General features: G+C 47.0%; 24 protein-coding genes. 19 read left to right on the top strand and 5 right to left on the bottom strand.

From position 1 onward, the window contains the following. Positions 1–50 precede the first annotated feature (50 nt). Complete coding sequence (locus tag ACLHR0_RS10635) at positions 51–770, bottom strand: DUF2071 domain-containing protein (RefSeq protein WP_429048281.1); 720 nt, start codon at positions 768–770, stop codon at positions 51–53. Positions 771–899: 129 nt separating this feature from the next. On the opposite strand from ACLHR0_RS10635, the gene ACLHR0_RS10640 reads away from it, so the two are divergent. From ACLHR0_RS10640 to ACLHR0_RS10705, 14 genes are all read left to right on the top strand, one after another. Next, on the top strand, positions 900–1,520 hold the full coding sequence (locus ACLHR0_RS10640; protein ID WP_429048283.1) for a TetR/AcrR family transcriptional regulator: 621 nt from the start codon (positions 900–902) through the stop codon (positions 1,518–1,520). Between the two features lie 65 nt (positions 1,521–1,585). Further along, the gene (locus ACLHR0_RS10645) at positions 1,586–2,866 is read left to right on the top strand and encodes a TolC family protein (protein WP_429064472.1); all 1,281 of its coding nucleotides are present in this window, start codon (positions 1,586–1,588) and stop codon (positions 2,864–2,866) included. A gap of 13 nt (positions 2,867–2,879) precedes the next feature. After that, positions 2,880–3,830, top strand: coding sequence for an HlyD family secretion protein (locus ACLHR0_RS10650; protein WP_429048286.1), 951 nt, complete (start codon positions 2,880–2,882; stop codon positions 3,828–3,830). Continuing rightward, the gene (locus ACLHR0_RS10655; protein ID WP_436486428.1) at positions 3,827–4,744 is read left to right on the top strand and encodes an ABC transporter ATP-binding protein; all 918 of its coding nucleotides are present in this window, start codon (positions 3,827–3,829) and stop codon (positions 4,742–4,744) included. The genes ACLHR0_RS10650 and ACLHR0_RS10655 overlap by 4 nt, the downstream gene beginning before the upstream one ends. An 11-nt stretch (positions 4,745–4,755) precedes the next feature. Then, entirely contained in the window at positions 4,756–5,499 is a 744-nt protein-coding gene (locus tag ACLHR0_RS10660) for an ABC transporter ATP-binding protein (protein WP_436486430.1), read from the top strand. Positions 5,500–5,508: 9 nt separating this feature from the next. Then, positions 5,509–6,615: an ABC transporter permease gene (locus ACLHR0_RS10665; RefSeq protein WP_436486431.1), complete on the top strand. Its 1,107-nt coding sequence runs from the start codon at positions 5,509–5,511 to the stop codon at positions 6,613–6,615. Beyond that, the gene (locus ACLHR0_RS10670) at positions 6,612–7,727 is read left to right on the top strand and encodes an ABC transporter permease (RefSeq protein WP_436486432.1); all 1,116 of its coding nucleotides are present in this window, start codon (positions 6,612–6,614) and stop codon (positions 7,725–7,727) included. The genes ACLHR0_RS10665 and ACLHR0_RS10670 overlap by 4 nt, the downstream gene beginning before the upstream one ends. Positions 7,728–8,007: 280 nt before the next feature. Further along, a complete protein-coding gene (gene leuC / locus ACLHR0_RS10675) occupies positions 8,008–9,411 on the top strand; it encodes a 3-isopropylmalate dehydratase large subunit (RefSeq protein ID WP_370910784.1) in 1,404 nt (467 codons plus the stop codon). Positions 9,412–9,453: 42 nt separating this feature from the next. Next, positions 9,454–10,050 carry a 3-isopropylmalate dehydratase small subunit gene (gene leuD, locus ACLHR0_RS10680; RefSeq protein WP_370910783.1) on the top strand — a complete coding sequence of 199 codons (597 nt, stop codon included), beginning with the start codon at positions 9,454–9,456 and terminating at the stop codon, positions 10,048–10,050. Positions 10,051–10,068: 18 nt separating this feature from the next. Beyond that, complete coding sequence (locus ACLHR0_RS10685; protein WP_436486434.1) at positions 10,069–11,592, top strand: alpha-isopropylmalate synthase regulatory domain-containing protein; 1,524 nt, start codon at positions 10,069–10,071, stop codon at positions 11,590–11,592. 18 nt (positions 11,593–11,610) lie between these two features. Continuing rightward, entirely contained in the window at positions 11,611–12,684 is a 1,074-nt protein-coding gene (gene leuB / locus ACLHR0_RS10690) for a 3-isopropylmalate dehydrogenase (RefSeq protein WP_436486436.1), read from the top strand. Positions 12,685–12,885: 201 nt separating this feature from the next. After that, positions 12,886–13,455 carry a dihydrofolate reductase family protein gene (locus ACLHR0_RS10695; protein ID WP_370910780.1) on the top strand — a complete coding sequence of 190 codons (570 nt, stop codon included), beginning with the start codon at positions 12,886–12,888 and terminating at the stop codon, positions 13,453–13,455. A gap of 171 nt (positions 13,456–13,626) precedes the next feature. Continuing rightward, complete coding sequence (locus tag ACLHR0_RS10700; RefSeq protein ID WP_436486438.1) at positions 13,627–16,074, top strand: TonB-dependent receptor domain-containing protein; 2,448 nt, start codon at positions 13,627–13,629, stop codon at positions 16,072–16,074. Between the two features lie 19 nt (positions 16,075–16,093). Beyond that, on the top strand, positions 16,094–16,585 hold the full coding sequence (locus ACLHR0_RS10705) for a MarR family winged helix-turn-helix transcriptional regulator (RefSeq protein ID WP_429048300.1): 492 nt from the start codon (positions 16,094–16,096) through the stop codon (positions 16,583–16,585). Positions 16,586–16,590: 5 nt separating this feature from the next. Here ACLHR0_RS10705 and ACLHR0_RS10710 read toward each other — a convergent pair whose 3' ends face one another. Further along, the gene (locus tag ACLHR0_RS10710) at positions 16,591–17,250 is read right to left on the bottom strand and encodes a sigma-70 family RNA polymerase sigma factor (protein ID WP_370910777.1); all 660 of its coding nucleotides are present in this window, start codon (positions 17,248–17,250) and stop codon (positions 16,591–16,593) included. Between the two features lie 150 nt (positions 17,251–17,400). On the opposite strand from ACLHR0_RS10710, the gene ACLHR0_RS10715 reads away from it, so the two are divergent. From ACLHR0_RS10715 to ACLHR0_RS10735, 5 genes are all read left to right on the top strand, one after another. Beyond that, on the top strand, positions 17,401–17,724 hold the full coding sequence (locus tag ACLHR0_RS10715; RefSeq protein WP_370910776.1) for a hypothetical protein: 324 nt from the start codon (positions 17,401–17,403) through the stop codon (positions 17,722–17,724). Positions 17,725–17,790: 66 nt separating this feature from the next. Continuing rightward, positions 17,791–19,059 carry a Na+/H+ antiporter gene (locus ACLHR0_RS10720; protein ID WP_429048302.1) on the top strand — a complete coding sequence of 423 codons (1,269 nt, stop codon included), beginning with the start codon at positions 17,791–17,793 and terminating at the stop codon, positions 19,057–19,059. A gap of 50 nt (positions 19,060–19,109) precedes the next feature. After that, positions 19,110–20,069 carry a hypothetical protein gene (locus ACLHR0_RS10725; RefSeq protein ID WP_370910774.1) on the top strand — a complete coding sequence of 320 codons (960 nt, stop codon included), beginning with the start codon at positions 19,110–19,112 and terminating at the stop codon, positions 20,067–20,069. An 81-nt stretch (positions 20,070–20,150) separates the two neighbouring features. Beyond that, entirely contained in the window at positions 20,151–21,536 is a 1,386-nt protein-coding gene (locus tag ACLHR0_RS10730) for a M48 family metalloprotease (RefSeq protein ID WP_436486441.1), read from the top strand. A gap of 35 nt (positions 21,537–21,571) precedes the next feature. Next, on the top strand, positions 21,572–23,083 hold the full coding sequence (locus tag ACLHR0_RS10735; protein ID WP_436486443.1) for a DUF6770 family protein: 1,512 nt from the start codon (positions 21,572–21,574) through the stop codon (positions 23,081–23,083). 7 nt (positions 23,084–23,090) lie between these two features. Here the strand turns inward: ACLHR0_RS10735 and ACLHR0_RS10740 are convergent, their stop codons facing one another. From ACLHR0_RS10740 to ACLHR0_RS10750, 3 genes are all read right to left on the bottom strand, one after another. Beyond that, entirely contained in the window at positions 23,091–23,774 is a 684-nt protein-coding gene (locus tag ACLHR0_RS10740) for a GNAT family N-acetyltransferase (protein ID WP_436486444.1), read from the bottom strand. 117 nt (positions 23,775–23,891) lie between these two features. Next, on the bottom strand, positions 23,892–24,695 hold the full coding sequence (locus ACLHR0_RS10745; protein ID WP_436486445.1) for a 3-keto-disaccharide hydrolase: 804 nt from the start codon (positions 24,693–24,695) through the stop codon (positions 23,892–23,894). A gap of 25 nt (positions 24,696–24,720) precedes the next feature. Beyond that, the gene (locus tag ACLHR0_RS10750; RefSeq protein WP_436486447.1) at positions 24,721–26,427 is read right to left on the bottom strand and encodes an arylsulfatase; all 1,707 of its coding nucleotides are present in this window, start codon (positions 26,425–26,427) and stop codon (positions 24,721–24,723) included. Positions 26,428–26,491 lie beyond the last annotated feature (64 nt).

Below are 26,491 nucleotides of genomic sequence, written 5' to 3' on the forward strand. Positions count from 1 at the left end.
AGGAATGCAATGGCGCCTCCCGTTATGTGTTTATTATCCGGTATGTACGGCTATGGTTGAGGACAACCGGTAAGGGTATGCCATTCGTGTTCGGTTCGGGTCATGAGCAGGGCATTGTCAAATGCAACCGTTCCTTTCTTAAACACCGTTGTATTTTCAAAAAAACTGGAAGCTACGTGCAGCAGTTGCAACGGGCTTACTTTCCATTGATAGGTTTGTAACTTTAGCCCGTCGAGCGACTGCTGACTATTCGGAGAATAACCAACAGCGCCACCTTCAAAAAATGCAGAGGCGTTTTCCAGCGTTTCAAAAACAGAGGTCGCGGGAAACTCGCTGGTGCTGCGTGCGTCGATGGAGATAGAGGTTTTATCTGAGCTGGTAAAATCAATATGAAAATGCCCGCCGGCCTCTTTTACGTGAAAATCCGCCAGGTGATGTTTCCCGGGAAACAGTCGTCCGCCGGCAAGGGCGTTTAGCTTCGATGAGGTATCCCTGCGTGGGATATAAACGCCTTCTTTCGTAATACCGTTCTCCTCCCACTCTACTGCAATGCGATGGGCGCCATTTTCCGAGGAAATGCCCATAAAATCAGGCAAGCCTTTAGGCTTAATATGTTTCAGTCTGATCAGGCAGATACCGGCAATGGCTTTGCCTTTGTAAATTTTAGGGCGGAAAGGTGCGGGCAACAGCGACTGAACGGCTTCCGGGTCCACGGTAAAATTCACCAGGATGCGGCGGTCAATATAACCATGTATAACGGGTAGCTTCATATAGGTAAGGATCTGATTAAAGGTACTGCAAAACAACTTCAGAAATGACTATTTCATAAAATTGAACAAATGTTTTGAAAAGTTGTTCAATTTACTATCTTTGTAAAATATTAAACTCAAAACCAGACTATGGCGGTAAGTGAAAAGAAGGGAAATATGGATGCTTCCACCGAAGAGCGGATTAAAGCCGCGGCCAGAACTGTATTTACCAAGAAAGGCTACCAGGCTACCAAAGTAAGGGATATTGCAGCAGAGGCTGATATCAACCTGTCGCTTGTCAATTATTATTTCCGCAGCAAGGAAAAGTTGTTCCAGTTTGTGATGGCAGAGATCGTGGAGAAATTGATTACCACGGTAACGCTGATCCTTAATAACGAACAGTTAAGCGTGCAGCAGAAAGTGGAACAGGTAGCTAATCACTATATTAACCTGTTGCTGGTGAATCCGGACTTCCCGTTATTTATGGTGAATGAGATTTTTGCCGGCACGGATGAGTTGTTGAAAGACAACCGCAAAAATGCCATCTTCCAGTCTCATTTCTTTAAACAATTAGCGGCGCTGCATAAAGAAGGTAAGCTGAGCATCCAGCCGATACAGTTAATGATGAACCTGATAGGCTTTGTGGTAATGCCTTTCCTGGCCAGGCCCTTACTGGAAAGGAACAAGGTGGTGAAACCGGGAGAATTCACCGCGCTGATGGAAGAACGGAGAAAGCTGATACCCATCTGGATTAAAGGCATGCTGAAATAGCTGCTTTTTTTTGCCCGGAAATTGAACAACTTTTCAAAACAATAATTCAAACTGAATATTGCACTATGAACTTATTTAAAGCTTTGTGCTGTTTCATATTATTGGGGCCTGCGGTGGGCAGGGCATGGAGCCAGGCGCCTGCCACCCTTACCATTGAAGAGTGCTATACCCTGGCCCGCCAGAATTATCCGCTGATCAGGCAGTATGACCTGATCGCACGCAGCAGCAGGTATTCGGTGGAAAATGCAGGGAAGTTGTATTTACCACAACTCACCGTAAGCGGACAGGCAACGTACCAGTCGGAGACCATCAACTTTGGCGAGGCAATCCCTTCATTGCCCGGCGTGACATTCCCTTCGTTGAGCAAAGACCAATATAAAATACAGGCGGAGATCTCCCAGCAGATCTATGATGGCGGCGTAAGCAAACTGCAAAAGGAAAGCAGCCGTGCCAACGAAGCCATACAGCAACAGCAACTGGAAGTAAACCTTTACGCCATCCGCGACCGGATTACGCAACTCTATTTCGGAATATTACTGATGGAGGCACAGCTGGAGCAAAACGGGCTCAGGAAAGCTGACCTGCAAAGCGCCACGGATAAGATGCAGGCGGCGCTCAACAACGGTGTGGCCTACCGTAGCAATGTGGATGAACTGAAAGCGGAAATTATGAATACCGAGATGGCCGCCACTGAATTCAGCGCTAACAGGAAGGCCTATATGAAAATGCTGTCGGCTTTCATCCATCAGCCGCTGAACGATAGCACCCGCCTGGCATGGCCTGCACCAGTGACGCCACAACAAGGTATACATCGACCGGAAATTACTTACTATGATATTCAGAAAAAAGCCTTCGACGTACAGGAAAAACAATTGCAGTCCGGTTACCTTCCCAAACTGAGCGCTTTTATCCAGGGCGCCTATGGACGGCCCACACTGAATATTATCGACAATAAATTCGGCACCTGGTGGCTGGGTGGCGTACGCCTGAACTGGTCTTTAGGCAGCCTCTACTCGCTGAAAAACAACCGGCAGCTGCTGGACATCAACCGGCAAAACCTGGATGTAAGCAAGGAAACTTTCCTGTTCAATACCAGCATGAACCTCCAGCAACAAAACCAGGATATTGATAAGTTTGCCACCCTGATAGAACAGGATGACAGCGCCATTACGCTCCGCTCCTCTGTCAGGAAATCCGCGCAGGCACAGCTGGACAACGGCGTTATCACCGTACATGATTACATCTCCCAGCTGAATGCGGAGAACCTGGCGAAACAATCACGTATCCTCCACAGCATACAATTATTACAGGCTCAATACAATTATAAAAACACCTCCGGGAACTGATTAATTATTGCATATGAAATACAACATGATACTTGGTATAGCCGTTGTGATGATGATCAATGCCTGCGGAAGCGGCAAAAACGATTTCGATGCGTCCGGCAACTTTGAAGCAGATGAAGTGATCGTATCTGCCGAACAAACCGGTGAAATACAGTCCTTCGTTATAAAAGAAGGCGACAAGCTCACTGCCGGGCAAACCGTTGGACAAATTGACGTAACCATCCCCACCCTTCAAAGGGAACAGGTGCAGGCATCTATCAATGCGCTGAAAGAAAAAACCCAGGACCCGGTGCCGCAAACAGAACTGGTGCGCAGGCAGCTGCTGGTGCAGGAAGCACAGCTGCAACAACAATACCGGGAAAGAACACGCACGGAGAACCTGGTAAAAAGCGACGCCGCCACACAGAAACAACTGGATGATATCAATGCCCTCATTGTGCAGCTGGAACGGCAAATCAGCGTGACCCGGCAACAACTGAAGCTCAACAACTCCAATACGTCTACCCAGAACCGCAGCATACTCAGTGAAAAAGCACCGCTGGAAAAATCACTGGCCCAATATGCAGAACAGATCCATAAAGGACAGATCATTAACCCGGTGAGTGGTGTAGTACTGCTGAAATATGCGCTGCAGGGGGAAATGGCCACCGTCGGTAAACCGCTGTACAAAGTCGCCAATATCGATACCCTTTACCTGAAAGCTTATGTAACCGGCGTTACGCTTCCTCAAATTAAACTGGGTCAACAGGTAGAGGCGCGCATTGACCAGGGCCAAAAGAACTATAAATCATACACCGGTGAAATTACCTGGATCTCCGATAAATCTGAATTTACCCCTAAAACCATTCAAACAAAAAATGAACGGGCTAACCTGGTGTATGCCATCAAGGTAAGGGTAAAAAATGACGGCTATCTGAAAATAGGTATGTATGGTGAAATGCTGATAAATAAAGCATCCAAATGAGCGCAGTAACACTGGACCATATCACCAAAACTTACGACAAGGGTAAGGTGCTGGCAGTGGATGATATTTCACTGCAGGTGGAGGAAGGTGAACTGTTTGGCCTGATAGGGCCTGATGGCGCCGGCAAAACATCCGTCTTCCGCATCCTCACTACCTTGTTGCTGCCCGACAAAGGTACGGCCACCGTGCGCGGCTATGATTGCGTAAAAGACTATAGAGAAATACGTAACAGGATCGGGTATATGCCGGGGAAATTTTCCCTGTACCAGGACCTGACCGTAAAAGAGAATCTCGATTTCTTTGCCACCCTCTTCGGGAGCACGATTGAAGATAACTACGAACTCATTAAGGATATCTACGAACAGATAAAACCCTTCAGCGATCGCAGGGCCGGAAAGCTCAGCGGAGGTATGAAACAAAAGCTGGCATTGTGTTGCGCGCTGATCCACAAACCGGAAGTATTATTCCTTGATGAACCTACCACCGGCGTGGATGTAGTATCCCGGAAAGAGTTCTGGGACATGCTGAAGTACCTGAAGCAACAAGGTATCACCATCGTGGTGTCTACTCCTTACATGGACGAAGCCGTGCTTTGTGAAAGGATTGCACTGATACAAAATGGTAAGATCATGTCGGTAGATACGCCCGATAATATCATGTCCAGGTTCCCGGTGAAACTCTATGCCATCAAGGCGGACAATATCTATCACTTGCTGACGGACCTGCGCAGCATGCCGGAAGTGGACAGCAGCTTTGCTTTTGGGGAATACATTCATATTACGCTGAAAGACGCCGGCGCTGATATAGAGGCATTGCAGCGTAACATCACCCAACGGGGACATACACACGTAGCCATAAAATTAATTCATCCGGGCATTGAGGATAGCTTTATCCGGTTAATGAACCAGGCCTAAAACAGGGTATCATGGAAGAAAAAGTGATTGTATGCAAGGACCTTACGAAGCGGTTTGGCGACTTTTATGCCGTCAATAAGATTTCTTTTGAAGTAAACAAAGGAGAGATCTTCGGGTTCCTGGGCGCCAACGGAGCAGGCAAGACTACTGCCATGAGGATTCTCTGCGGGCTCTCCCACCCTACTTCCGGCGAGGCTACCGTAGCCGGTTTTGACGTATATAAGCAAACAGAATCCATCAAAAAGAATATCGGTTACATGAGCCAGAAATTTTCCTTGTATGAAAACCTGACGGTAGTGGAAAACATTGAATTCTTTGGCGGCGTGTATGGGGTTTCCTCCACCGAAATCCGTAAAAGAAGCGATAACCTGATCCAAAAGCTGGGGCTCACCGCTGAAGCAAAAAAACTCGTAGGGGCGCTCCCGTTAGGCTGGAAACAAAAGCTGGCGTTTTCAGTAGCCATCTTTCATCAGCCGCGGATTGTGTTCCTGGATGAACCCACCGGTGGCGTGGATCCTGTTACCAGGCGACAGTTCTGGGACATGATCTATGAAGCGGCGGCAAGTGGCATTACTATTTTTGTAACCACCCACTATATGGATGAAGCGGAGTATTGTAACCGTGTTACCATTATGGTGGATGGAAAGATAGAGGCATTGGATTCTCCTGTTAACCTGAAAGCGCAGTTTAAGGCAGAAAATATGGACGAAGTATTTTACCGGTTGGCCCGTGGGGCCAAAAGGTCGGGCGACTAAAACATTTTTATGAAACAGCTTCTTGTTTTTATCCGGAAGGAATTTTTCCATGTATTCCGTGACAAACGGACCTTACTGATCATGTTTGGCTTGCCGGTAGCGCAGATTATGCTGTTTGGTTTTGCACTGACCAGTGAGGTGAAAGATATTACGCTGATGGTGATTGATCATTCCCGGGATGCTAATTCACAACAGCTAATCCATAAAATAAAATCATCTTCCTACTTTATCGTCAGTGAATCATCTGTCGATTATAACGATATAGAAGATTCCTTTAAAAAAGGTACCACAAAATGCGCGCTCATTTTCCCTGCCGGTTTTGGCAACGACCTCCGGCACGGTGGCAAAGCGCAGCTGCAAATTATTGCAGATGGGTCCGATCCCAATACCGCAAAAACCGTGGTAAACTATATCACTGCTATCACCACAGCTTACCAGCAGGAGATCAGTCCCTCGCAACAACTGCCTTATGTCATTGTTCCGGAATCGAGAATGCTGTATAACGAAGAAGGCAATGGCTCCCTGAATTTTATTCCCGGCGTAATGGCCCTGGTGCTCATGATTGTATGTACTGCCCTCACCTCTGTGTCTGTAGTGCGTGAAAAAGAACTGGGTACCATGGAAATATTGCTGGTATCTCCCTTTAAACCACTGATGGTGCTTATTGCCAAAGCCATTCCGTACCTGGTGCTGTCGCTGCTCAATTTTACCCTGATCCTGGTGCTGGCGGTGTTTGTGCTGGATGTGGGCATTAAAGGCAGTATCCTGCTGCTGTTTATGGAAAGCATGTTGTTTATCATTACCTGTTTATCGTTCGGATTGATGATTTCCAATACGACCAACTCGCAGCAAACGGCTTTGCTTTTATCCATGATGGGGCTGATGATTCCCACCATGATCTTTACGGGCTTTATGTTCCCGATAGAAAATATGCCAAAGGTTTTCCAGCTCATCTCCAATATTATTCCGTCCCGGTGGTATTTCCTGATTATTAAATCGGTGATGCTGAAAGGACTTGGGTTTGAATATGTCTGGAAAGAAACACTGGTGCTGTTGGGTATGACCATTGCGCTGCTCACTATTGCGCTTAAAAATTTTAAAACGCGGTTATCATGAAAGTGCTGGGTTATTTATTAAAAAAGGAGTTCAGGCAGATCTTCCGGGACAAAACGATCCTGGCGATGATGTTTGCGATGCCTGTCATACAACTGATCATTCTTCCCCTGGCGATGAACTTTGATGTGAAGAGCGTAAACCTTGCGGTGGTGGACAATGATCACAGTTCCTATTCCCGGCAGCTGATTGCCAAGATAGGCGCCTCCGGTTACTTTAAAATAGTGGCTGCCGAGCCTTCCTTTCAGCGCGCCATCACCTATATTGAAAGGGAAAAAGCCGATGTAGTGCTGGAGATCCCACCAAATTTTGAAAGCAACCTGATAAGGGAAGGGAAACAGCGTGTAGGGGTATCCGTAGATGCGATTAACGGCACCAAAGCGGCTATTGGCGGTAATTACCTCATGACGGTGATTACCGACTTCAATAAGAATATCCCGGTTAATATTGGCGGGAACATGATGCCGGCGGCTGGTATCATCGATATTACCTACTCCAACTGGTTTAATCCCCTGGCGGAATACCGGTTTTATATTGTACCGGCGATCCTGGTGCTGTTGCTTACGCTGATCGGCGGCTTTATGTCGGCCCTCAATATTGTACGGGAGAAAGAAGTGGGCACGATAGAGCAGATCAATGTAACGCCGATTCAGAAGTGGCAGTTTATTCTGGGAAAACTGATTCCCTTCTGGGTAGTGGGCATGATTGTGTTTACGCTTGGCTTGCTGGTGGCCTGGGGAATATACGGCATCTGGCCGGTGGGGAGTTTTGTAACATTGTATGTATTTGCCGCGGTGTACCTGGTAGCATTGCTGGGCTTCGGGCTGCTGGTATCTACCTATACCAATAACCAGTTGCAGGCGATGTTTGTGGCATTCTTTTTTATGATGATCTTTATGCTGATGAGCGGGCTATTCACGGCGGTAGACAGTATGCCGCCCTGGGCAAAGGTGATCGCCAATTTAACCCCGGTGACACATTTCATCAAGGTAATCCGGATGATTGTACTGAAAGGCAGTGGTTTTGCCGATGTGCAGATGGAGCTGTTGTATCTTATCCTGTTTGCAGTGCTGTTAAACGGATGGGCGATCTTTAATTACCGGAAAACGAGTTGAATCATTCTACCGGACACATTATGTTTTTCCACAGTATATATCTCCTTCACATATTACTAACCGTACGCATTTACCCAAAATAAGGTGGTTTCCAAGTCCCACCTCAAAAAATTACAAATAACTGACTATCAACCCAATACATTGTAAAACAGGCTCAAACGCCCGTCCTACCTGCTGTTTCGCCCTCTTTTCCTGCTTATTGTTAGAAAAAATATTGAAATAAAATAGATTTTATGAATAAATTTGAACAATCAAGTAGCTACTTTTAAAATTTTAAAAAATGAGCAATAAACCCGCTACCTTATTTGACAAAGTATGGGATTCACATGTTGTGAGGAAAATTGAAGATGGTCCGGATGTATTTTTTATCGACCGCCACTTTATTCATGAAGTAACCAGCCCTGTGGCTTTTCTTGGAATGGAAAACAGGGGTTTAAAGGTAATGTTTCCTGAAAAGACCTTTGCCACAGCTGATCACAATACGCCAACGATTAACCAGCATTTACCGGTACAGGACCCGCTTTCCGCCAACCAGTTGAAAGCCCTGGAAACCAATTCCAACAAGTATGGCATTTCCCACTGGGGATTAGGCAATCCAAAAAATGGTATTGTGCATGTGGTAGGTCCGGAGAATGGTATTACCCTGCCGGGTATGACCATTGTATGTGGAGATTCCCACACCTCCACCCATGGCGCTTTTGGAGCTATTGCATTTGGTATAGGTACTTCTGAAGTAGAGATGGTACTCACCTCCCAGTGCATTATGCAGCCGAAGCCAAAGAAAATGCGCATCAACGTAACGGGTAAACTGGGGAAAGGTATTACGCCGAAAGACGTAACCCTCTACATTATATCCAAACTCACGGCAGCCGGTGCTACGGGCTACTTTGTGGAATATGCCGGTGATGTTTTTGAAAACATGAGCATGGAAGGTCGTATGACCGTTTGTAATATGAGTATTGAGATGGGTGCGCGCGGTGGCATTATTGCCCCGGACGAAACCACCTACAATTACATCAATGGACGTGAGAAAGCGCCAAAAGGAGCCGCATGGGACACTGCGCTGGCTTACTGGAAAACGCTGCGTACCGACGAAGGCGCCACGTTTGACAAGGAGTATACTTTTGATGCAGCGGATATTGAGCCGATGATCACCTACGGTACCAATCCAGGTATGGGCATGGGCATTACCAAACATATTCCTTCTGCGCTGGCCGGCGACAGCAAAACCAGCTACGAAAAATCATTGCAGTACATGGGTTTCCACGAGGAAGAAGCCATGCTGGGTAAAAAAGTAGATTATGTATTTATTGGCAGCTGCACCAACGGTCGTATTGAAGACTTCCGTGCATTTGCTTCTATTGTAAAAGGAAGAAAGAAAGCAGACCATGTAACTGCCTGGATCGTTCCGGGATCGCACATCGTAGAACAGCAGATCAAAGAAGAAGGTATCCTGGATATCCTGACAGAAGCCGGTTTCCAGCTGCGTCAGCCCGGATGTTCTGCCTGCCTGGCGATGAACGATGATAAAGTGCCCGCCGGCAAATACGCCGTGAGCACCAGCAACAGGAACTTTGAAGGCAGACAGGGACCAGGTTCCAGGACCATGCTGGCCAGTCCGCTGGTAGCCGCCGCTGCAGCTGTAACAGGTGTGGTAACCGATCCGAGAGAACTGATTGCTTAATCATTCCCCTTCTTACAAAATTTTATAAACGATCAACAAAAAATGGCTTACGATAAATTCACGATATTAAGGAGTACAGCAGTACCCATGCCCATCGAAAATGTGGACACTGACCAGATCATTCCTGCACGATTCCTCAAAGCGACAGAGCGCACCGGCTTTGGCGACAACCTGTTCCGCGACTGGCGCTATGAAACAGACGGCACACCCAAAAAAGATTTCGTTTTAAACAACCCGATCTATTCCGGTAAAATACTGGTAGCGGGTAAAAACTTTGGGAGCGGCAGCAGCCGTGAACATGCGGCGTGGGCCATCTACGACTATGGGTTCCGTTGCGTAGTGTCCAGCTTCTTTGCCGACATCTTCAAAAACAACTCTTTAAATATCGGCATCTTACCCGTACAGGTAAGTCCTGAATTCCTCGACAAAATATTCACAGCGATAGAATCCGATCCCAAAGCGGAATTGGAAATCAACCTGGACGCGCAAACCATCACCATCCCGGCTACCGGGGAAAGCGAGTCCTTTGCCATCAACAGCTATAAGAAGCACAACATGATGAATGGCTATGATGATATTGACTACCTGCAGGCCATGAAAGACGAAATCACCACATTCGCCGGCAAGAGCCTGTACTAAAAACATTCCATAAGTATTATGCCAGTGACCCAGCGCCACGTTGAAATAATGGACACCACCCTCCGTGATGGTGAACAAACCAGCGGAGTATCTTTTTCGCCATCAGAAAAATTAACCATTGCACAGCTTTTACTGACAGAAGTAAAAGTGGACAGGATTGAAATTGCCTCCGCCCGTGTTTCAGAGGGTGAATTTACTGCGGTAAAGGCAATTACCAAATGGGCCAAAGCGAACGGCTTTCTGGATAAAGTGGAAGTACTCACCTTTGTGGATGGCGACGTTTCCGTAGAATGGATGCTGAAAGCCGGCGCCAAAGTAATGAACCTGCTCACTAAAGGCTCGCTCAATCATTTAACCCACCAGTTAAAGAAAAAGCCTGCTGAACATTTTGCAGAAGTAGCCGCTGTTGTTGCACTGGCTAATAAAAAAGGACTGGAATGCAATGTGTACCTGGAAGACTGGAGCAATGGTATGCGCCATTCCAGGGAGTATGTGTTCCAGTACCTCGACTTCCTGCAAAATGTGCCTGTAAAAAGGATCATGCTGCCGGATACGCTCGGTGTGCTCACGCCCGATGAAGTGAAAGCATTTGTTTCCGACATCGTGCAACGCTACCCGAAAAGTCATTTTGATTTTCATGCGCATAACGATTACGATCTTGGTACCGCCAACGTACTGGAAGGCGTAAAAGCAGGCGCGCACGGCATTCACCTTACCATCAACGGTATGGGCGAACGGGCCGGTAACGCTTCGCTGGCCAGCGCCATCGCCGTACTGAACGATTTTTTGCCGGAGGTAAAAACCGCCGTGGCAGAAACCTCGTTGTATACCGTGAGCAAACTGGTGGAAACCTTTTCCGGGTTCCGCATCCCGGTGAATAAACCGATTGTAGGGGAAAATGTATTTACCCAAACAGCCGGTATCCATGCCGACGGCGACAAAAAGAATAAACTGTACTTCAGTGACCTGATGCCGGAACGATTTGGCCGTACCCGCAAATATGCACTGGGCAAAACCAGCGGTAAAGCCAATATTGAAAACAACCTGCAACAGCTGGGCATTAAACTGTCGGATCCTGATCTGAAGAAAGTAACGCAGCGGATCATTGAACTGGGCGACCGGAAAGAAGTGCTCACGCAGGCGGATCTGCCTTATATCATTTCTGATGTGCTGGACAGCAACCGGATCGAGGAAAAGGTGACCGTAGAAAACTATGTGCTTACCCACTCCAAAAACCTGAACCCTTCTGTTACCGTGAAGATCTCCATTGATGGGGAAGTATTCGAGGAACATTCACAGGGGGATGGCCAGTACGACGCCTTTATGAATGCACTGAAGAAGGTATACAAAAAGCTGAAGCGCGAGCTCCCTACCCTGACGGATTACGCAGTGCGTATTCCTCCCGGCGGTAAAAGCGATGCGTTGTGCGAAACGATCATTACCTGGAGGCTGAACAACAAAGAGTTTAAGACCCGGGGACTGGACAGCGACCAGACCGTATCTGCCATTAAGGCCACACAAAAAATGCTGAACCTAATCTAAACTATCAATAACAACTGAATGGCTACCAAACATATTTTAATAGTTCCGGGTGATGGAATCGGACAGGAAGTAACTGCAGTAGGTAAAAAAGTATTGGACAGGATTGCTGAAAAATTCGGTCACACCTTTACTTACGACGAAGCGCTGATAGGCCACGTAGCCATTGAAGCTACCGGTAACCCGTTGCCGGATGAGTCGCTGGAAAAGATGCGTAAATCAGACGCCGTGCTGTTTGGCGCGGTGGGTCATCCTAAATATGATAACGACCCTTCTGCCAAAGTAAGACCTGAACAGGGCCTGCTGAAGATGCGCAAAGAGCTGGGCCTGTATGCCAACCTCCGTCCTATCAAATTATTTGATGAATTACTGGGCGCATCCAGCATTAAACCTGAAATATTAAAAGGCGCAGATATCCTCTTCTTCCGTGAGCTGACCGGCGATATTTACTTTGGTGAAAAAGGCAGAAAGAATAACGGCGATACTGCCTACGACATAGCGGAATACAGTCGCTACGAAGTAGAACGCATTGCCCGCAAAGCTTTTGACGCGGCGAGAACCAGGAGAAAAAAACTCTGCTCCGTAGATAAAGCCAACGTGATTGAAACTTCACGTCTCTGGCGGGAGGTAGTGCAGAAGGTAGCCCTGGAATATCCTGACGTGGAAGTGGAGCACCAGTTTGTAGATGCCACTGCTATGTTGCTGATCAAGGACCCGCGCCGTTTCGATGTGGTGGTAACTGCCAACCTGTTTGGCGATATCCTTACCGATGAAGCTTCGCAGATAGCCGGATCAATGGGGATGCTGGCCTCCGCCTCTATTGGCGATGGTACCGGCGTGTACGAACCCATTCATGGCTCCGCGCATGATATTACCGGTAAAGGCATCGCTAATCCGCTGGCCTCTATCTTATCCGCCGCGTTGTTACTGGATATCTCCTTTGGTATGAAGGCCGAGTCAGAAGCCGTGATCAACGCTGTTGATGGTGTATTGAAAGCAGGCTTCCGCACCGCGGATATTGCCGACAAGCAAACGCCAGCCGATAAAATACTGAATACCAATGCTATGGGAGAAGAAGTGCTGAAATTACTTTAGGCAATACTGACAATCTATAAACAAATGCCTCCCTCCGGGAGGCTTTGTTGTTTTATGCCTTAAGCAGGCTTCATGTACACCTTTGAGGTGGACTTGATCCGCAAATGCCCTGACGGAATCTCCCCCATAAATGTCAGAATTGCACCACATCCGTATTCGATTTCCGCGGTATGTTTGTGATGTACTTAAAAACATATCATTATGAGAAGAATAGTTTCCTTCATGCATGTTTCCCTGGATGGTTTTGTAGCCGGACCTGCCGGAGAAATGGACTGGATCAGTGTTGGCGATGAAATATTTGATTTCGCCGCACAACGTACCAACGAGGCAGATACTGCCTTGTATGGCAGGGTTACCTACGAATTGATGGACGGCTACTGGCCCACTGCCGCCGACCATCCTAATCCAAGCAAGCATGACATTGAACACTCCCGGTGGTATAACAACGTAGATAAAATTGTGCTGTCCAATACGCTGAAGGGATTAAAGAAAGACAAAACCACGGTGATCAGTGATGACATCGCCGGTAAAATAAGTGCATTAAAACAGCTGCCCGGCAAGGAAATCATCATGTTTGGCAGCCCCGGCGCCACGCAGTCGCTGATGCAACACCAGCTGGTAGATGAATTCTGGCTGTTTGTAAACCCGGTATTGATAGGCGAAGGCATTCCACTGTTTAAAAATATCAGGGAACGGGTAGGGCTGAAATTACTGGCAAGTACCTCCTTCCCGGATTCAGGCGTGGTGTGTTTGCACTATGAAAAAAAATAAATCTTCCTGAATGTGAGCGGCCGGCAGTATCTGCCGGCCGTTTTTTATTTACCACTCATCATCTCCTAAAACATCCCGTAAGTACATACCTATATTTCCTGTAATAGGTTTCCTTTTATAGTGCTTAAATACTGCTTAATATCTACATTAGCAGTAAATAAACCCCTTCAGATGAAAAAGAAAACAGTCTTTTTTATTGCCTTTATAATTTCCGTCACTACTTACATAAATCCCTGCTTTCCGCAGGTAAAGTCTCCTGGTTTTAATATCAGCGGCGTTCTCCGTGCGGATGATCCTGCGTTGCTGAAAGAGGTGGTGATACAACTGCTGAACGCCACGGATAAGAAGATGGTAAAAATTGAATACGCCGACAGTACCGGCAGATTTACGTTTGAACAGATCCCTGCCGGCAGTTATGTGATTGCCACGCAGAGTATGGTTTTCGGGAGACATGAATCTGCTCCGTTCCGGCATGAAAAAAATACGGCGGCCGGTACTATCACATTGCAGGTAAAGACAACCGCATTAAAAGAAGCGTCGGTTACAGCGGTAAAGCCTTTTATCCAGCAGCAATACGATAAAACAGTTTTGAACGTGGAGGGTTCCATTTCCGCTGCCGGCAGCACAGCGCTGGAAGTACTGGAAAAAGCACCGGGTATTACCATTGATCAGAACGATAACATTGCCATGCGTGGCAGGCAGGGCGTGCTCGTGATGATCGACGGCAAACAGGTGCCCATGTCGGGGCAGGACCTGGCCAATATGCTGCGGAATATGTCGGCCAGCCAGATTGAAACGATCGACCTTATCACCAATCCTTCTGCCAGGTACGATGCCGCCGGCAATGCCGGTATTATAGATATCCGGCTGAAGAAAGGAAAGAAATCCGGCACTAACGGGAACGCGTCTCTCAGCCTGAGCCAGGGCAGGTACCCCAAAGTTAATCCATCTCTCAACTTCAATAGCAAACAACAACATCTCAATATTTTCGGTTCTTATAATTATAATTACCGGCAAGATATGAATGACCTTACCATTTACCGGCAGTTTTATGATGAAAACAACGCCTATACCGGTGGTAACAATTACCAGAACTTTTTTAAATACCGGAACAATAACCATAATGTGCGTGTGGGAGCTGATTACAACATTAATAAGAATGTGGTCGTAGGTTTTGCCGCCAATGGGATGTTTAATGCCAGCAACATTACGATCAACAGTGTGGCGCAATCTGTTGATGCGCACCAGGCAAATACAGGTTCCTTTATTACGCTGGGTGATAACTATCCCGGCAGGAAGAACGGGAGCCTCAACCTGAATTACAAACACACCCTGGATACCGGCGGGCGGGAACTCACTGCCGACCTGGACTATGCCCGTTTCAATTCTTCCGAAGAACAAAATTATAATACCCGTTATTATGATCTGTACCAGGCGGAAACCAAAACACCTTATGCACTCTTTGGTGATTTAAACGGCGAACTTAGTATCCGGTCGGTGAAAGTGGATTACACGCAACCCCTGAAGCTGATAGGCGCCAAACTGGACGCGGGTATTAAAAGCAGCTGGGTGAAATCAGATAATGATGTGCAGTTTTTCGACAGGAGTAACGGCGGCAATGTTTTAGACAAAGGAAAAAGTAACCGTTTTATTTACAAAGAAAACATCAATGCGGCCTATGTAAACGCTTCCCGGAAATGGAAACGTTTAAGCGTGCAGCTGGGCCTCCGGGTAGAAAATACGCTGGCCGACGGATTCCAGGTAACCAATGCTGAAAAGTTTAACCGGAACTATACACAGTTGTTCCCCAGCGGCTATGCAGGCTATGAATTCAATGCAAAACACGACCTCGGTTTTTCCGTGAGCCGCAGAATAGACCGGCCCTCCTACCGGCAGCTGAATCCATTTAAAGTATTTCTGGACCCGCTGACCTCTTCTGCGGGAAATCCATTCCTGCTGCCGGAGATCACCAACTCGTTTGAGCTTACGCATACCTTCCGGCAACAGTACACCACTAAGTTAGGGTATAGCCGTACCCGTGATAACATCCTTATTGTACTATCGCCGGATGAAGCGCCGGGAGCAGTCATCCAAACCGGCAGGAACCTGGCTAAGTATGATTATTACAATCTCAGCTTTGGCTTCCCGGTAAATATCCGTAAATGGCTTAGCAGCACCAACACAGCGCTGGTGTATTACGGGCACTACAGCGGCAACCTGGTGAATACCGATCTCAATGTGAACAGGGTATCTTTCAATTTCAATTCGGTGAATACCATTACCGTAAACGCATTGACTACCATTGAAGTGACCGGCAGTTATGAAAGCCGGGCGTATTACGGTTTCCTTGATATCAGGGGCTTCTGGTTTGTTAATGCCGGCGCACAGCGGCAGTTATGGAACCGGAAGGCATCTGTAAAACTGAATGTGGGCGATATTTTCTTTACCAACCAAACGAATGCAGTGACCCGGCTTACGGGCTATGGCGAAACGTTTAAGCAGAAAAGGGATACGCGGGTAGCGACGGTGACCTTCAATTATAAATTTGGCGGAACTGGAGCCGGTGGCGTCAAAAGGAAGACCGGCGGCGCTGAAGACGAAAAGCGCAGGGCAGGATAAAAATTTATACATTTATTGCATGAACTTAGTTACCGAACTGGAAGAACTGGCCCTGGCCACCCGTTTAAAACGGCTGGCAGAGCGCCTGTCGCAGGACGTGAGCCAGATATACAAAGAATCGGATCTGGACTTTGAAGCAAAATGGTACCTGATCCTGGAACTACTGAGCCGTGAAAAAGTAATGGCGGTTACAGAGATCTCTTCTTCGCTGCAGCTGAGCCATGCTGCTGTAGTACAGTTTACGGAGCAGATGCATACGCATGGTCTTATTAAAACGGCGCCTGACTCCAAAGACGCAAGGAGGAGACTGATTTCCCTGACGCTTGCCGGTAAGCAAATGCATAAAAAGATCGGTCCTGTTTTGCAGGTGATCAAAGAAGAAAACCGGAAATGGCTGGCCGAGGCCAGCGCAGACCTTTTGCAGCTCCTGTCTGAACTGGAGAAATCGCTGGATGAAAGAAGTATGTATAAGCGTATTAAAGTGAGCCTGGTAGAGCAATCTGCCAGGTGAACCGGTTATTTGATACCGAGTTTATCCAATACATGGTTAACCACTCTGTCGCAGCGGATAAGATGGAATGGAAACACCAGGTCGTTTTTATAGTAATCGGAAATCTTTCCACGCAGCATGAGCCGGGCCCTGATATACCGGACCTTTACGTTTACCGCGGAGATATTCAATGCAGCTGCGGTGGCTGCCACGTTTAAGCCCTCTACTTCCCGCATTACAAATACCAGGCGGTATTTCTCAGGGATTTCGAGCAGGGCAAGTTCCATTACCCTTCCCAATTCTTTATCAATAACTTTTGCCACGGGCGATTCTTTTACCCCGGCACTATTTGCCGGGTGATGATCATCTAAAACAGATAGATCCTCACTGCCCAACCGGTTTTTCTTTTTCAGCAACTGACTGCACTCATTAATCATGATCCTGGTCAGCCAGGTCCCGAAGGCGGATTCCATCCTAAACTTATCCAGATTCTGATAAGCATTGATATAGGTGGTTTGCATCATGTCTTCCACATCCATATCATTATCCAGCATGGTCATGCCTATCCGGAACAGGCGGGCATTGTGGCGGCGCATCAGTTGCTCATAGAGGCGCTCTTCACCGGCCAGTACTTTAGTGATTAATTCGTAGTCAATTTCGGTGTCGGTTTTCGGCAGTGTGGTCATTCTTCTTTTATTAGATGATAAATCGACTGAGAAGTTACAAAAAACTTTTATGGGATTTTGTAACCATTTGAATTTTTTATACTCTAATTAAAGGAGGGCCGGTTAACGGCCCCTGATTTTTGACATAACCTAACTTGTGAAGCAGCTGCTATGAAACCAGATAACATTTTTCATCTGCCCGGCATAAAAATGCCGGAGCTAACCCATCAGAAGATCCAGGAGCTGAAGAAAACAGCGAAGGGAAAACTCATTACCGGTACTCCCATGGAGGCTTTCCAGGCATTGGTGAGCTCAATGGAAATTGCGCTGCAGGAGCAACTGGCGCAATATGATTATATCCAGCAAACCGTAATGGACAGCGCCAAACGGAAAATGCTGCTCCTGGAAATGCTGGACGATCATCTCTACCTCGAATTTGCCTATCATATTATGTTTATTAAATGGCGGGAGCAACAAATCAGTAAAGCATCCTGAGAGGGATGCCGGTGACGGATGCTGCTAATCTCATTAAAACTATACATTTGCACACAAACAAATGCTATGGAGAATTACAGCATCGTCATTTTTATACTGGCCATCATGATTATGCTGTCTGCGGTGGCAGACAAGATAAAGTTACCTTACCCTGTGCTGCTGATCTCCGCGGGAATAGGCATCGGATTTATTCCGGCCCTGCCAAATATCACGCTGAACCCGGATATCGTGTTCCTGATATTTCTCCCGCCATTGCTATATGACGCTGCGTTTAACATCTCCCCACAGGAATTTAAAACCAACTTCAACACCATTGGTACATTGGCGATAGGGTTGGTGTTTCTGACAGCGGGGGCCGTAGCGGTGATTGCGCATTATCTTATTCCCGGGATGAGCTGGCCGCTGGCTTTTGTGCTGGGCGCTATCCTGTCGGCCACAGATGCGGTGGCAGCCATGAGCATTACCAAAGGACTGGGACTTTCACATAAAACGGTGACCATTCTTGAAGGGGAAAGCCTGATCAACGATGCTTCGGCACTGGTAACTTATCATTTTGCCATTGCGGCGGCCACCGGTACCGCCTTTGTTTTCTGGAAGGCCTCCCTGGAATTTGTTATGCTGATGGCAGGTGGCGTGCTGGCGGGTATAGTAGTAGGCAGGATATTGGCGATGATCCTGAAAAGGGTGCATCAAAACGACCTGGTGACCATCAGCTTTATGCTGCTGATGCCATTTGTTACCTACCTGATGGCAGAAGAGCTGCATGTTTCCGGCGTGATTGCAGTAGTAGTGCTTGGGCTGATGATTGCGCGGATCAGCGGGAAAGTTTTCCCGGAGAAATTAAAGCAACAGTCCAGGTCCATCTGGGATATTATCATCTTCCTGCTGAACGGGCTTATCTTTATTATCATCGGGCTGCAGTTTCCTTATATCATTAAAAGTATTCCCAGTCACCAGATCCTGCCGTATATCGGTTATGGATTTATCATTACCCTCGCCGCTTTGTTATTGCGCATGGGCAGGGTATTCCTGCAACAGATCAATTTAGACCAGGCTTTCAAAAAGGGCAAAGGCAGGATCACTGAAAACGCGTTGCTGGATTTCAAGAACAGCCTGATCATCAGCTGGTCCGGTATGCGCGGTATTGTATCACTGGCCATTGCCATTGGGCTACCGATGACACTGAAAGATGAAGCCCCCTTTCCGGAGCGGAATGCCATCATTTTTATTTCTGTGGTAGTGGTGTTGTTTACCCTTATCGGGCAGGGTATCTCTTTACCGTGGATTGTGAAAGCCGTAAAACTCTCCCCGGCAGATAAAAAAACGCCGCATTAACTTATCACAACAGCCGGAAATATACTATCTTACTACTAAAGGATGCGTGGATGAAAAAATCACTGTTGCTTTTCAACTGCCTTATTTTATTGTTCCTTCCTGCTATTGCCCGGCAGGAGCCGCCAGATACGGTTAAAACAGGAATATACATTACCAGCATTCATGACATCGACTTCAAACAAAGTGAGTTTACTGTCAACCTCTGGTTGTGGCTTACCTATAAAAACAAGCAGTTCGATTTTATACAGAACCTGGAAATCCCCCAGGCAAAAACCTTTACCAAATCCTACTCCACTATCGACTCTTCCAATGGCCGGATCTATTTGCTGATGAAGCTGCAATGCGTGATGAAGGACTCCTGGAGGATCAACAACTTTCCTTTTGACCGGCAGCGTTTGCGGTTTTCCATTGAGAACTCACAGTTTGATGCCAAATCACTTGTGTTTTCAGTGGACTCACTAGGCAAACATTTTGACCCGCGCTTTACGCTGAGAGGCTGGGTGATCGACAGCTTCCGGATCAATACCGGTATAAAAGCCTATGAAACCGCGTTTGGCGACGAAAATATCGGCAGGCCACATACAGAGTACAGTAATTTTACAGTGAGAATAGGCATCAACAGGGATGCTACCCAGTTGTTCTGGAAGATGTTTCTCGGCATGTACGTTTCTTTCCTGATTGCTTACATCTGTTTTTATATTCACCCTGATAATATTGATTCGCGGTTTGGACTTGGTGTTGGATCGCTGTTTGCCGCCATTGGTAACAAATATATTATTGATTCCTCTCTCCCCGACTCTACTACTTTTACGCTGGTAGATACCCTCCATGGCATTACCCTGTTCTTTATTTTTGTGGTGATCACTTCTTCTGCATGGTCGTTGCAGCTTATTAAAGCAGGTAAGTTTAAGCAGAGCCGCCGGCTGGATATCGGTTTATCGATAGGTGTGCTGCTGGTATATGTGCTGCTGAATATTTATTTTATTACACAGGCGGTGTACGGAAATTAGCAAGCTAAAAAAATAAACATAGTAATAGTAGTTCCCATGTAAAAAATATTAATTTGCGGGAACTTATACCTATTACAAGCTATGAAATTGAAGTTTCTATGTTGTGCATACCCGCTGTATGCCTTCGCCGCCATGTTCCTGTTAACCGGCAAAGCCCATTCACAGGACATCTACACCCCGGCGACCGTTAACACCTCCTTTCTGCATAATGCTTCCAGTAAGCTGGAAAAGGAACACAAGGATGTAATCAGTCATCTTCCAAAAGAAAACCGCGACATGTATAAGGAAATATATGGCAAGCGGTGGGAAAATATCAAGTCCAAGTTTGAAGAGAAGGAAGTGTATACTGCTCCTGCTGCGCAGAAATATATCGACAGCATGCTGACGGCGATTGTGCAAACCAATCCTTTGCTACAAGGCCGTGAAATACATGCATACTTTTCAAGGTCGGCCGTACCCAATGCCAGTTATATAGGCCAGGGCGTTATTCTGTTCAATATGGGCCTGTTCCGGCAGTTGAAAACCGAAAGCCAGGCGGCATTTGTGCTGTGTCATGAACTGGCGCATTACTACCTGCATCACAACGAGAACTCCATTAAGAAATATGTGACAGACATCAACTCAAAAAGTGTGCAGCAACAGTTAAAGAAAATCAAGAAAGAGAAATACCGGAAGCAGGAGCATCTTGAAGAACTGAATACCCTGCTGAAATTCGACAGCCGCCGGCACAGCCGCGATCATGAGTCAGAAGCAGATTCGCTGGGACTGGAATTCCTGCATAACAGTCACTTTAATACTGCCGATGCTCTTACCGCGCTGGCGTTACTGGATACCATTGATAACGACTCCCTGGATATCAAACCCTGTCTTGAAAAGATGTTCCGGTCGAAAAGCTATCCTTTCCAATCGCGTTGGTTAGCGAAAAGCGATCTGCTACTGGGTGGCCATGCGCAATTATTAAACGATCACGCGGTGGAGGATTCATTAAAAACGCATCCCGACTGTAAAGTACGGATCAACGTACTGGCGCCGGCGGTAGCTGAATACAGCAGGGAAACAAACAACAACAGCATTAATCCCGCAATGTTTGAAAAACTGAAGAAGGAATTCTCCTATGAAACTATTGAGTATGCGTATACCAATAACAACTATACGTCCAGCCTGTATCAAACCATTACGCTGTTGCAGGAACAACCGGAAGATGCCTACCTGATTTGCCAGACAGGCAAAATACTCAACAGCTGTTACCAGGCACAGAAGCAGCATCATATCGGCGATAAAATAGCGATGCCGGCGCCGGGCAACCCGGACTCTTATAACCTGCTGGCACAATTTATCAGGAACCTGTACCTGGAGGATTATGCCCGGATCAGCAACAGCTTCCTGGAACAGTACAACGCCAGGCTCAACAGCTACCCGGTATTCCAGAAAGAAATGGCAAGAAGTATTTCTTACGTACAGCCTTAACCGTTAACAACATCTATCCCTATTAACTAAAATATATGATACGGAAAATACTGATTTCCCTTTTTTGTACGATGATGTTCGTCACTATGGTATATGCGCAGAGAAGACTAAACCTCGGCGATGTATCCAACATAAGAGTGGCCAACAGCGGCAATATTATGCGGAATAAAAAAATTACCGGCTACTTCCTGCTGGTAATCAAGGATCAGCTGAGCAAAGATACCATCCGGTACAGCCTGCAGATCCTGGATGAGAACATGCACAAGGTAAGGGAATATGAATACCTGGATGCAAAGGACGTATACGTATGCGAAGCGGCTTCCAACGACAGCACCACCGCATTCCTCCTGAGTAATTCCCATACAGGCGACATGGAATTAAAGATCCTGGATGCAGATGGGCAGCTTAAATTCTCTTACAAAAGACCTTATGTAAAGGGACAGGGAAAGCCAAACATTTATTACAGTGCTTATCATGATATCAGGGATGCCAACCATTCCCTTTTTGATGCAGGCACACATGGCTATATGGCCATACTGGATGTACGTCATCGCATTCACACCGCTGTATTTGAAGTGAATTATTTTGATGCTGCTAAGAAAAAGCACTGGAAATATACGCAGCCAAAAGAAGCACACAAAGAATGGGTAGCCGAATTCATGGCTAAAACGGATAACCTGATGCTGCTGGAAGTTACCCGCAGCAGGAAGAATAATAAGTGTACTTCTTCCCTCACCGCATTTAGCATTGAGTCGAAGAAAAAAGTTTTTGAACTGAAAGAAAAAAAAGAAGCTTATCACCTGGTACCTTCTTTCGTAATGCCGAAGCCCGGCACTGATACCATCACCGTGGCAGGTGAATATTTCAAGGGGGCCAATAAGGTGAGAGGCCGCGCCAGTAAAGGAATCGGTTTTTATGATATCGACTCAAAAGGCAACATCCTCACCAGCACCTACAACGCCTGGAATAAGGAACTGTCCGGCACTTTAACGGCTAACAAAAAAGGGAAATACCAGGGGTTGGGGTATCTTTATCTCCATAATATGATTCCCGGACCTGATGGTAAATTATTTGTGGTAGGAGAAGGTTATAAAAGGGTCCTGAGCTCGCAGGGCGTGATGTTTAATAACACCAAACTGATCTCTACAAACCTGGTGATGCTGGAATTTGACGGTAAGTACCACCTCAAACGCACCAACGTTTATGAGAAGCAACGCATCACCCTCCGGGATATGGCCGATTTCAGGAATATCCATAAAATGGGTTATGCCAGTAAACGATACAACAGCTTCGACTATAAACTCACGACCATTACGGAAGACTATAAAAACTTTTCCATTTGCTATACCGATATGCGCAGGGTCTCCAAAAAAGAAAGGGGCGCTTATCATATTATACGCTACAATGGCCTGAAGTTCCGCAATGATGATTTGCCGATACAGAAAGATAAGACCAATATCAGTATATACCCGGCTAAAGCGGGGAACCTGCTGATATTTGAAACGAATGAGAAAGGTAGTTCGATGCGGATGGAGAAGGTGAGTTGATTTTCCCTTACTTCTTCACCCGGTAGAAACTAATGTCCCTTCTTTGCTCAAAGCCCATGTGCTCATATAAACGCACAGCCCGTTCATTGGTGCGGGTTACATGTAAAAAGGAGGTGATGCCCGCGCCGGCGTGCTGATAGCATAGCTGTGTAATCAGCTTTTGCGCATATCCGCGGCCGGTGTGATCGGGGTGCGTACAAATGGCGCTCAATTCGGTGAACCCGGTGAGCTGCATGCGTTCGCCGGCCATAGCGATGAGCTGGCCATTGTGCCGGATGCCATAGTAGTTGCCCATCAGGCGTGTACCGTGATTAAAAAATCCTGGTTGAATGCTGTTGATCAGTTCATACATATCGCCGGCGTCTTCTGGCCCCAGCAGGTGCACCATGGCCGCGTCCTTTTCAGACAAGGGGGCTGGCATCGTTGTCAGTATCATCTGGGCGCAGGGCAGTTCATTTTCTACGGTCCAGGTACCCGGTAACACAGGCAATTCACCGACGATATAAAATGTTTCCCCGGCATCAATCAAAGTATCGAGTGCGGCAATGCTGTCGTTATCGGTTTGCCTGGCGGCAACAAAGGGTGCAATTTCCCGCTGGTATCTTTTCGCCTGGTCTGTTCCTTGTGCAAAGTACGCATGCGTAGTGGTTAACGCGCCCCAGGCGGGGTTGTCTAAGATGGCTTCCTTCATGCATCGAAATTATACATTTATCAGAAAAAATAACCGGGGAAGAATATTTTTTTCAGGAAGTTCATCCCATAAAAAAGCGGTTTCCTTTGCAGGAAACCGCTTTTCTTTTTATACCTGTTAGTGTTCCAGGTTTAATATTTCTATCCTTCTGAAATCAACGGGTTGCCCTTCGCTTTGCAGGGCAATAAAGCCTTTGGAGAGGAGCCTGCCATCTATTTTAATGGTGGAGTCGTAGTTGTTTACCACACCACCGCCAATCTGTGGCTTGGAATATTGCAATACGGTATCGCCGTTGATGATATGCGTGATCAGGGAATCGCCCAGTACAATCAGTTCGCCCCTCACCCATTGCTCGCCTTCATAAGTTTTGGAGGTGGATTCAATACAATGCGTTTCATCCAGTTTTCCTTTGTAAACCACATTGGTGCCCGGCGAGCACATGTTACCGGTTGGGCGTGGCTTACCATCACCTAAGCCAGCCAGCAGCTGCATTTCCACGGAGATGGGCCAGTCCTGCTCCTTAGGCATGGTGCGCGGGTCCTGGGAGTGAAACATTACGCCGCTGTTCAGCAATGTATATTCCGGTGCGGACGGATACCATTTTCCTACAAACCGGTATTCAAATTTGAGATGATAATGTGAGAAGGGTTGCTTATAATAAAGATGCCCGAACTGGTCGTTAAAGTCGCCGTACTGATCATAGCGTATCTTGATGATGCTGTCTTCTACCCGGAAAGTATTTCCAAAGTTCTCTCCTGGTTCGTGGTGATGGATTTTCACGATCCAGTCGTTGATATCCTTACCATTAAACAGGGACACCCATTCCTGTTTTTTTTCGGATTGTTTTACTTCATTACAGGAAACACTGCCTGCCAGCAGTGCTATCATCAATAGTTTACGCGAGATACGGACTTTGCTCATATAGATAATTAAAGATTTTTTCATTTTATTGTTTTCTGCTGCCTGGTTTTGGAAATACCTGGTGTGTTTGCGCCCATTGGTACCAAAGGGTTTGCAGCTGTTGTACCTTTTCGGGATACTGTGCCGCCAGGTTATTTGTTTCCGTTTTATCGGCAGCGAGATTAAATAATTGCCAGGTGGTATCATTGCTGAGCGACACCAGTTTCCAGTTGCCCGAGCGTGCATACCGTGCACCGAAGTGTTCATTGAACAGCTGATCGTGCCCGGTTGTTTTTTTATTTTTGAAAGATGGCAACAGGCTCATACCTGTAGTGGCCGGGATCTTATGACCATGGTATACTTGTGGATATTGCGCATGGGCGAGTGCGGTAAACGTAGACATAAAGTCCATTACATGTCCCGCATGATCACTGAAGCCTCCTTTGTTAGTGGTAATTCCTTTGGGCCAATAAGCGATCAATGGTGTGTGGATGCCGCCTTCATATGATTCTGCTTTCCAGTATTGATAAGGTGTATTGGCTACGTTGGCCCATGTTTGCCCGATGGAAGCATACGTGGTTTGCGGGCCCGGCATTGCCTGTTTTTTGGTGGCATAAACGATCTTGCGGCCATCGCGGGTTTCATCGGGGCGGTCGAAACCAGGGCCGTAGTTGGCGCAATTTTCCGGGCTGGCGCCATTATCAGACAGGAACAGGATGAGGGTGTTGTCCAACTGCCCTGTTGCTTTCAGCGCTTCCATAATGCGACCAATGCCCTGGTCCATCCGGTCGATCATGGCGGCGTGCACTGCCATGGCCATGGCATCCCAGGCGGTATCAGGGTTTTGCGCCCAGGTCTGATCCTGATTCCAACGTTTAGGCAACGGCGTAGTGGCCTGATCAACCAGTCCCATTTTCACCATTTTGTTATAGCGGGCGGTGCGGATAGCTTCCCAGCCTGCCTTGTAGGTGTCTTTATACTTTGCAATATCTTCTGGCAATGCCATCAGCGGCCAGTGTGGCGCATTGTGGGCCACATACAGAAAGAAAGGCTTTTCTGTTTCCGCGTAGCCTTTGATATAAGCCACAGCCGTATCGTTGATAGCATCGGTGTGATAATAGTGATCAGGCACTGCTGTGATGGGTGTTGTTCCGCTTACCAGGCTGAAGGGATCAAAGAAATCCACTACTCCCCAGATGGTGCCGAAGAACTTATCAAAGCCCCTGCTGGTGGGATACTGCGCTATGGGGGAAAAGTCGCCGAATGTTTGATGGTGATTAAGCCAGGCCATTTGTTCAGCCGGGGTTTTCTGTCCGACTGTATTAGATACATGCCACTTGCCTGACATGGCGGTCTGGTAGCCGGCTGTTTTCAGTACTTCCGCCAGAGTTACTGCGTTAGTGGAAATATGTCCCTGGTACCCGGGCTCATCCTCTGCCTCGGTCATCTTACCGATGCCAGCCTGCTGGTTATATAAACCGGTGAGCAGCGAAGCGCGGGTAGGGCAGCAACGGGAAGTATTATAAAACTGCGTATACCGGATACCGTTAGCAGCGAGGAAATCGAGATTGGGTGTATGGATTTCACCACCATAGCAGCCGGCATCGGAAAAACCCATGTCATCCGCGAGGATGACGATAATATTGGGCCGCGCGTCTTTCCTCAGCGGCTGTTTACTTTTTTTAAACCCTGTGAGCAGCAGACTGCTCAACAGGAATGGAACAATATAAACTGACTTTGGTTTTACATTCATGGGTTCTCACCGTTTTATTACTATTGCTGCGGCTATACCGGATTCCCGTTAAAATAAAATAAAA

Origin of the sequence: Chitinophaga sp. ARDCPP14, assembly GCF_051362515.1 — a bacterium.
Classification (GTDB): Bacteria; Bacteroidota; Bacteroidia; order Chitinophagales; family Chitinophagaceae; genus Chitinophaga.

Coding starts and splice junctions, on each gene's coding strand:
- ACLHR0_RS10670 (WP_436486432.1), top strand. CDS start 6,612: ATGAAAGTGCTGGGTTATTTATTAAAAAAGGAGTTCAGGCAGATCTTC.
- ACLHR0_RS10700 (WP_436486438.1), top strand. CDS start 13,627: ATGAAAAAGAAAACAGTCTTTTTTATTGCCTTTATAATTTCCGTCACT.
- ACLHR0_RS10685 (WP_436486434.1), top strand. CDS start 10,069: ATGCCAGTGACCCAGCGCCACGTTGAAATAATGGACACCACCCTCCGT.
- ACLHR0_RS10640 (WP_429048283.1), top strand. CDS start 900: ATGGCGGTAAGTGAAAAGAAGGGAAATATGGATGCTTCCACCGAAGAG.
- leuC (WP_370910784.1), top strand. CDS start 8,008: ATGAGCAATAAACCCGCTACCTTATTTGACAAAGTATGGGATTCACAT.
- ACLHR0_RS10745 (WP_436486445.1), bottom strand. CDS start 24,695: ATGAGCAAAGTCCGTATCTCGCGTAAACTATTGATGATAGCACTGCTG.
- ACLHR0_RS10650 (WP_429048286.1), top strand. CDS start 2,880: ATGAAATACAACATGATACTTGGTATAGCCGTTGTGATGATGATCAAT.
- ACLHR0_RS10635 (WP_429048281.1), bottom strand. CDS start 770: ATGAAGCTACCCGTTATACATGGTTATATTGACCGCCGCATCCTGGTG.
- ACLHR0_RS10735 (WP_436486443.1), top strand. CDS start 21,572: ATGATACGGAAAATACTGATTTCCCTTTTTTGTACGATGATGTTCGTC.
- ACLHR0_RS10720 (WP_429048302.1), top strand. CDS start 17,791: ATGGAGAATTACAGCATCGTCATTTTTATACTGGCCATCATGATTATG.
- ACLHR0_RS10645 (WP_429064472.1), top strand. CDS start 1,586: ATGAACTTATTTAAAGCTTTGTGCTGTTTCATATTATTGGGGCCTGCG.
- ACLHR0_RS10705 (WP_429048300.1), top strand. CDS start 16,094: ATGAACTTAGTTACCGAACTGGAAGAACTGGCCCTGGCCACCCGTTTA.
- leuD (WP_370910783.1), top strand. CDS start 9,454: ATGGCTTACGATAAATTCACGATATTAAGGAGTACAGCAGTACCCATG.
- ACLHR0_RS10665 (WP_436486431.1), top strand. CDS start 5,509: ATGAAACAGCTTCTTGTTTTTATCCGGAAGGAATTTTTCCATGTATTC.
- ACLHR0_RS10655 (WP_436486428.1), top strand. CDS start 3,827: ATGAGCGCAGTAACACTGGACCATATCACCAAAACTTACGACAAGGGT.
- ACLHR0_RS10710 (WP_370910777.1), bottom strand. CDS start 17,250: ATGACCACACTGCCGAAAACCGACACCGAAATTGACTACGAATTAATC.
- leuB (WP_436486436.1), top strand. CDS start 11,611: ATGGCTACCAAACATATTTTAATAGTTCCGGGTGATGGAATCGGACAG.
- ACLHR0_RS10740 (WP_436486444.1), bottom strand. CDS start 23,774: ATGAAGGAAGCCATCTTAGACAACCCCGCCTGGGGCGCGTTAACCACT.
- ACLHR0_RS10715 (WP_370910776.1), top strand. CDS start 17,401: ATGAAACCAGATAACATTTTTCATCTGCCCGGCATAAAAATGCCGGAG.
- ACLHR0_RS10695 (WP_370910780.1), top strand. CDS start 12,886: ATGAGAAGAATAGTTTCCTTCATGCATGTTTCCCTGGATGGTTTTGTA.
- ACLHR0_RS10725 (WP_370910774.1), top strand. CDS start 19,110: ATGAAAAAATCACTGTTGCTTTTCAACTGCCTTATTTTATTGTTCCTT.
- ACLHR0_RS10750 (WP_436486447.1), bottom strand. CDS start 26,427: ATGAATGTAAAACCAAAGTCAGTTTATATTGTTCCATTCCTGTTGAGC.
- ACLHR0_RS10730 (WP_436486441.1), top strand. CDS start 20,151: ATGAAATTGAAGTTTCTATGTTGTGCATACCCGCTGTATGCCTTCGCC.
- ACLHR0_RS10660 (WP_436486430.1), top strand. CDS start 4,756: ATGGAAGAAAAAGTGATTGTATGCAAGGACCTTACGAAGCGGTTTGGC.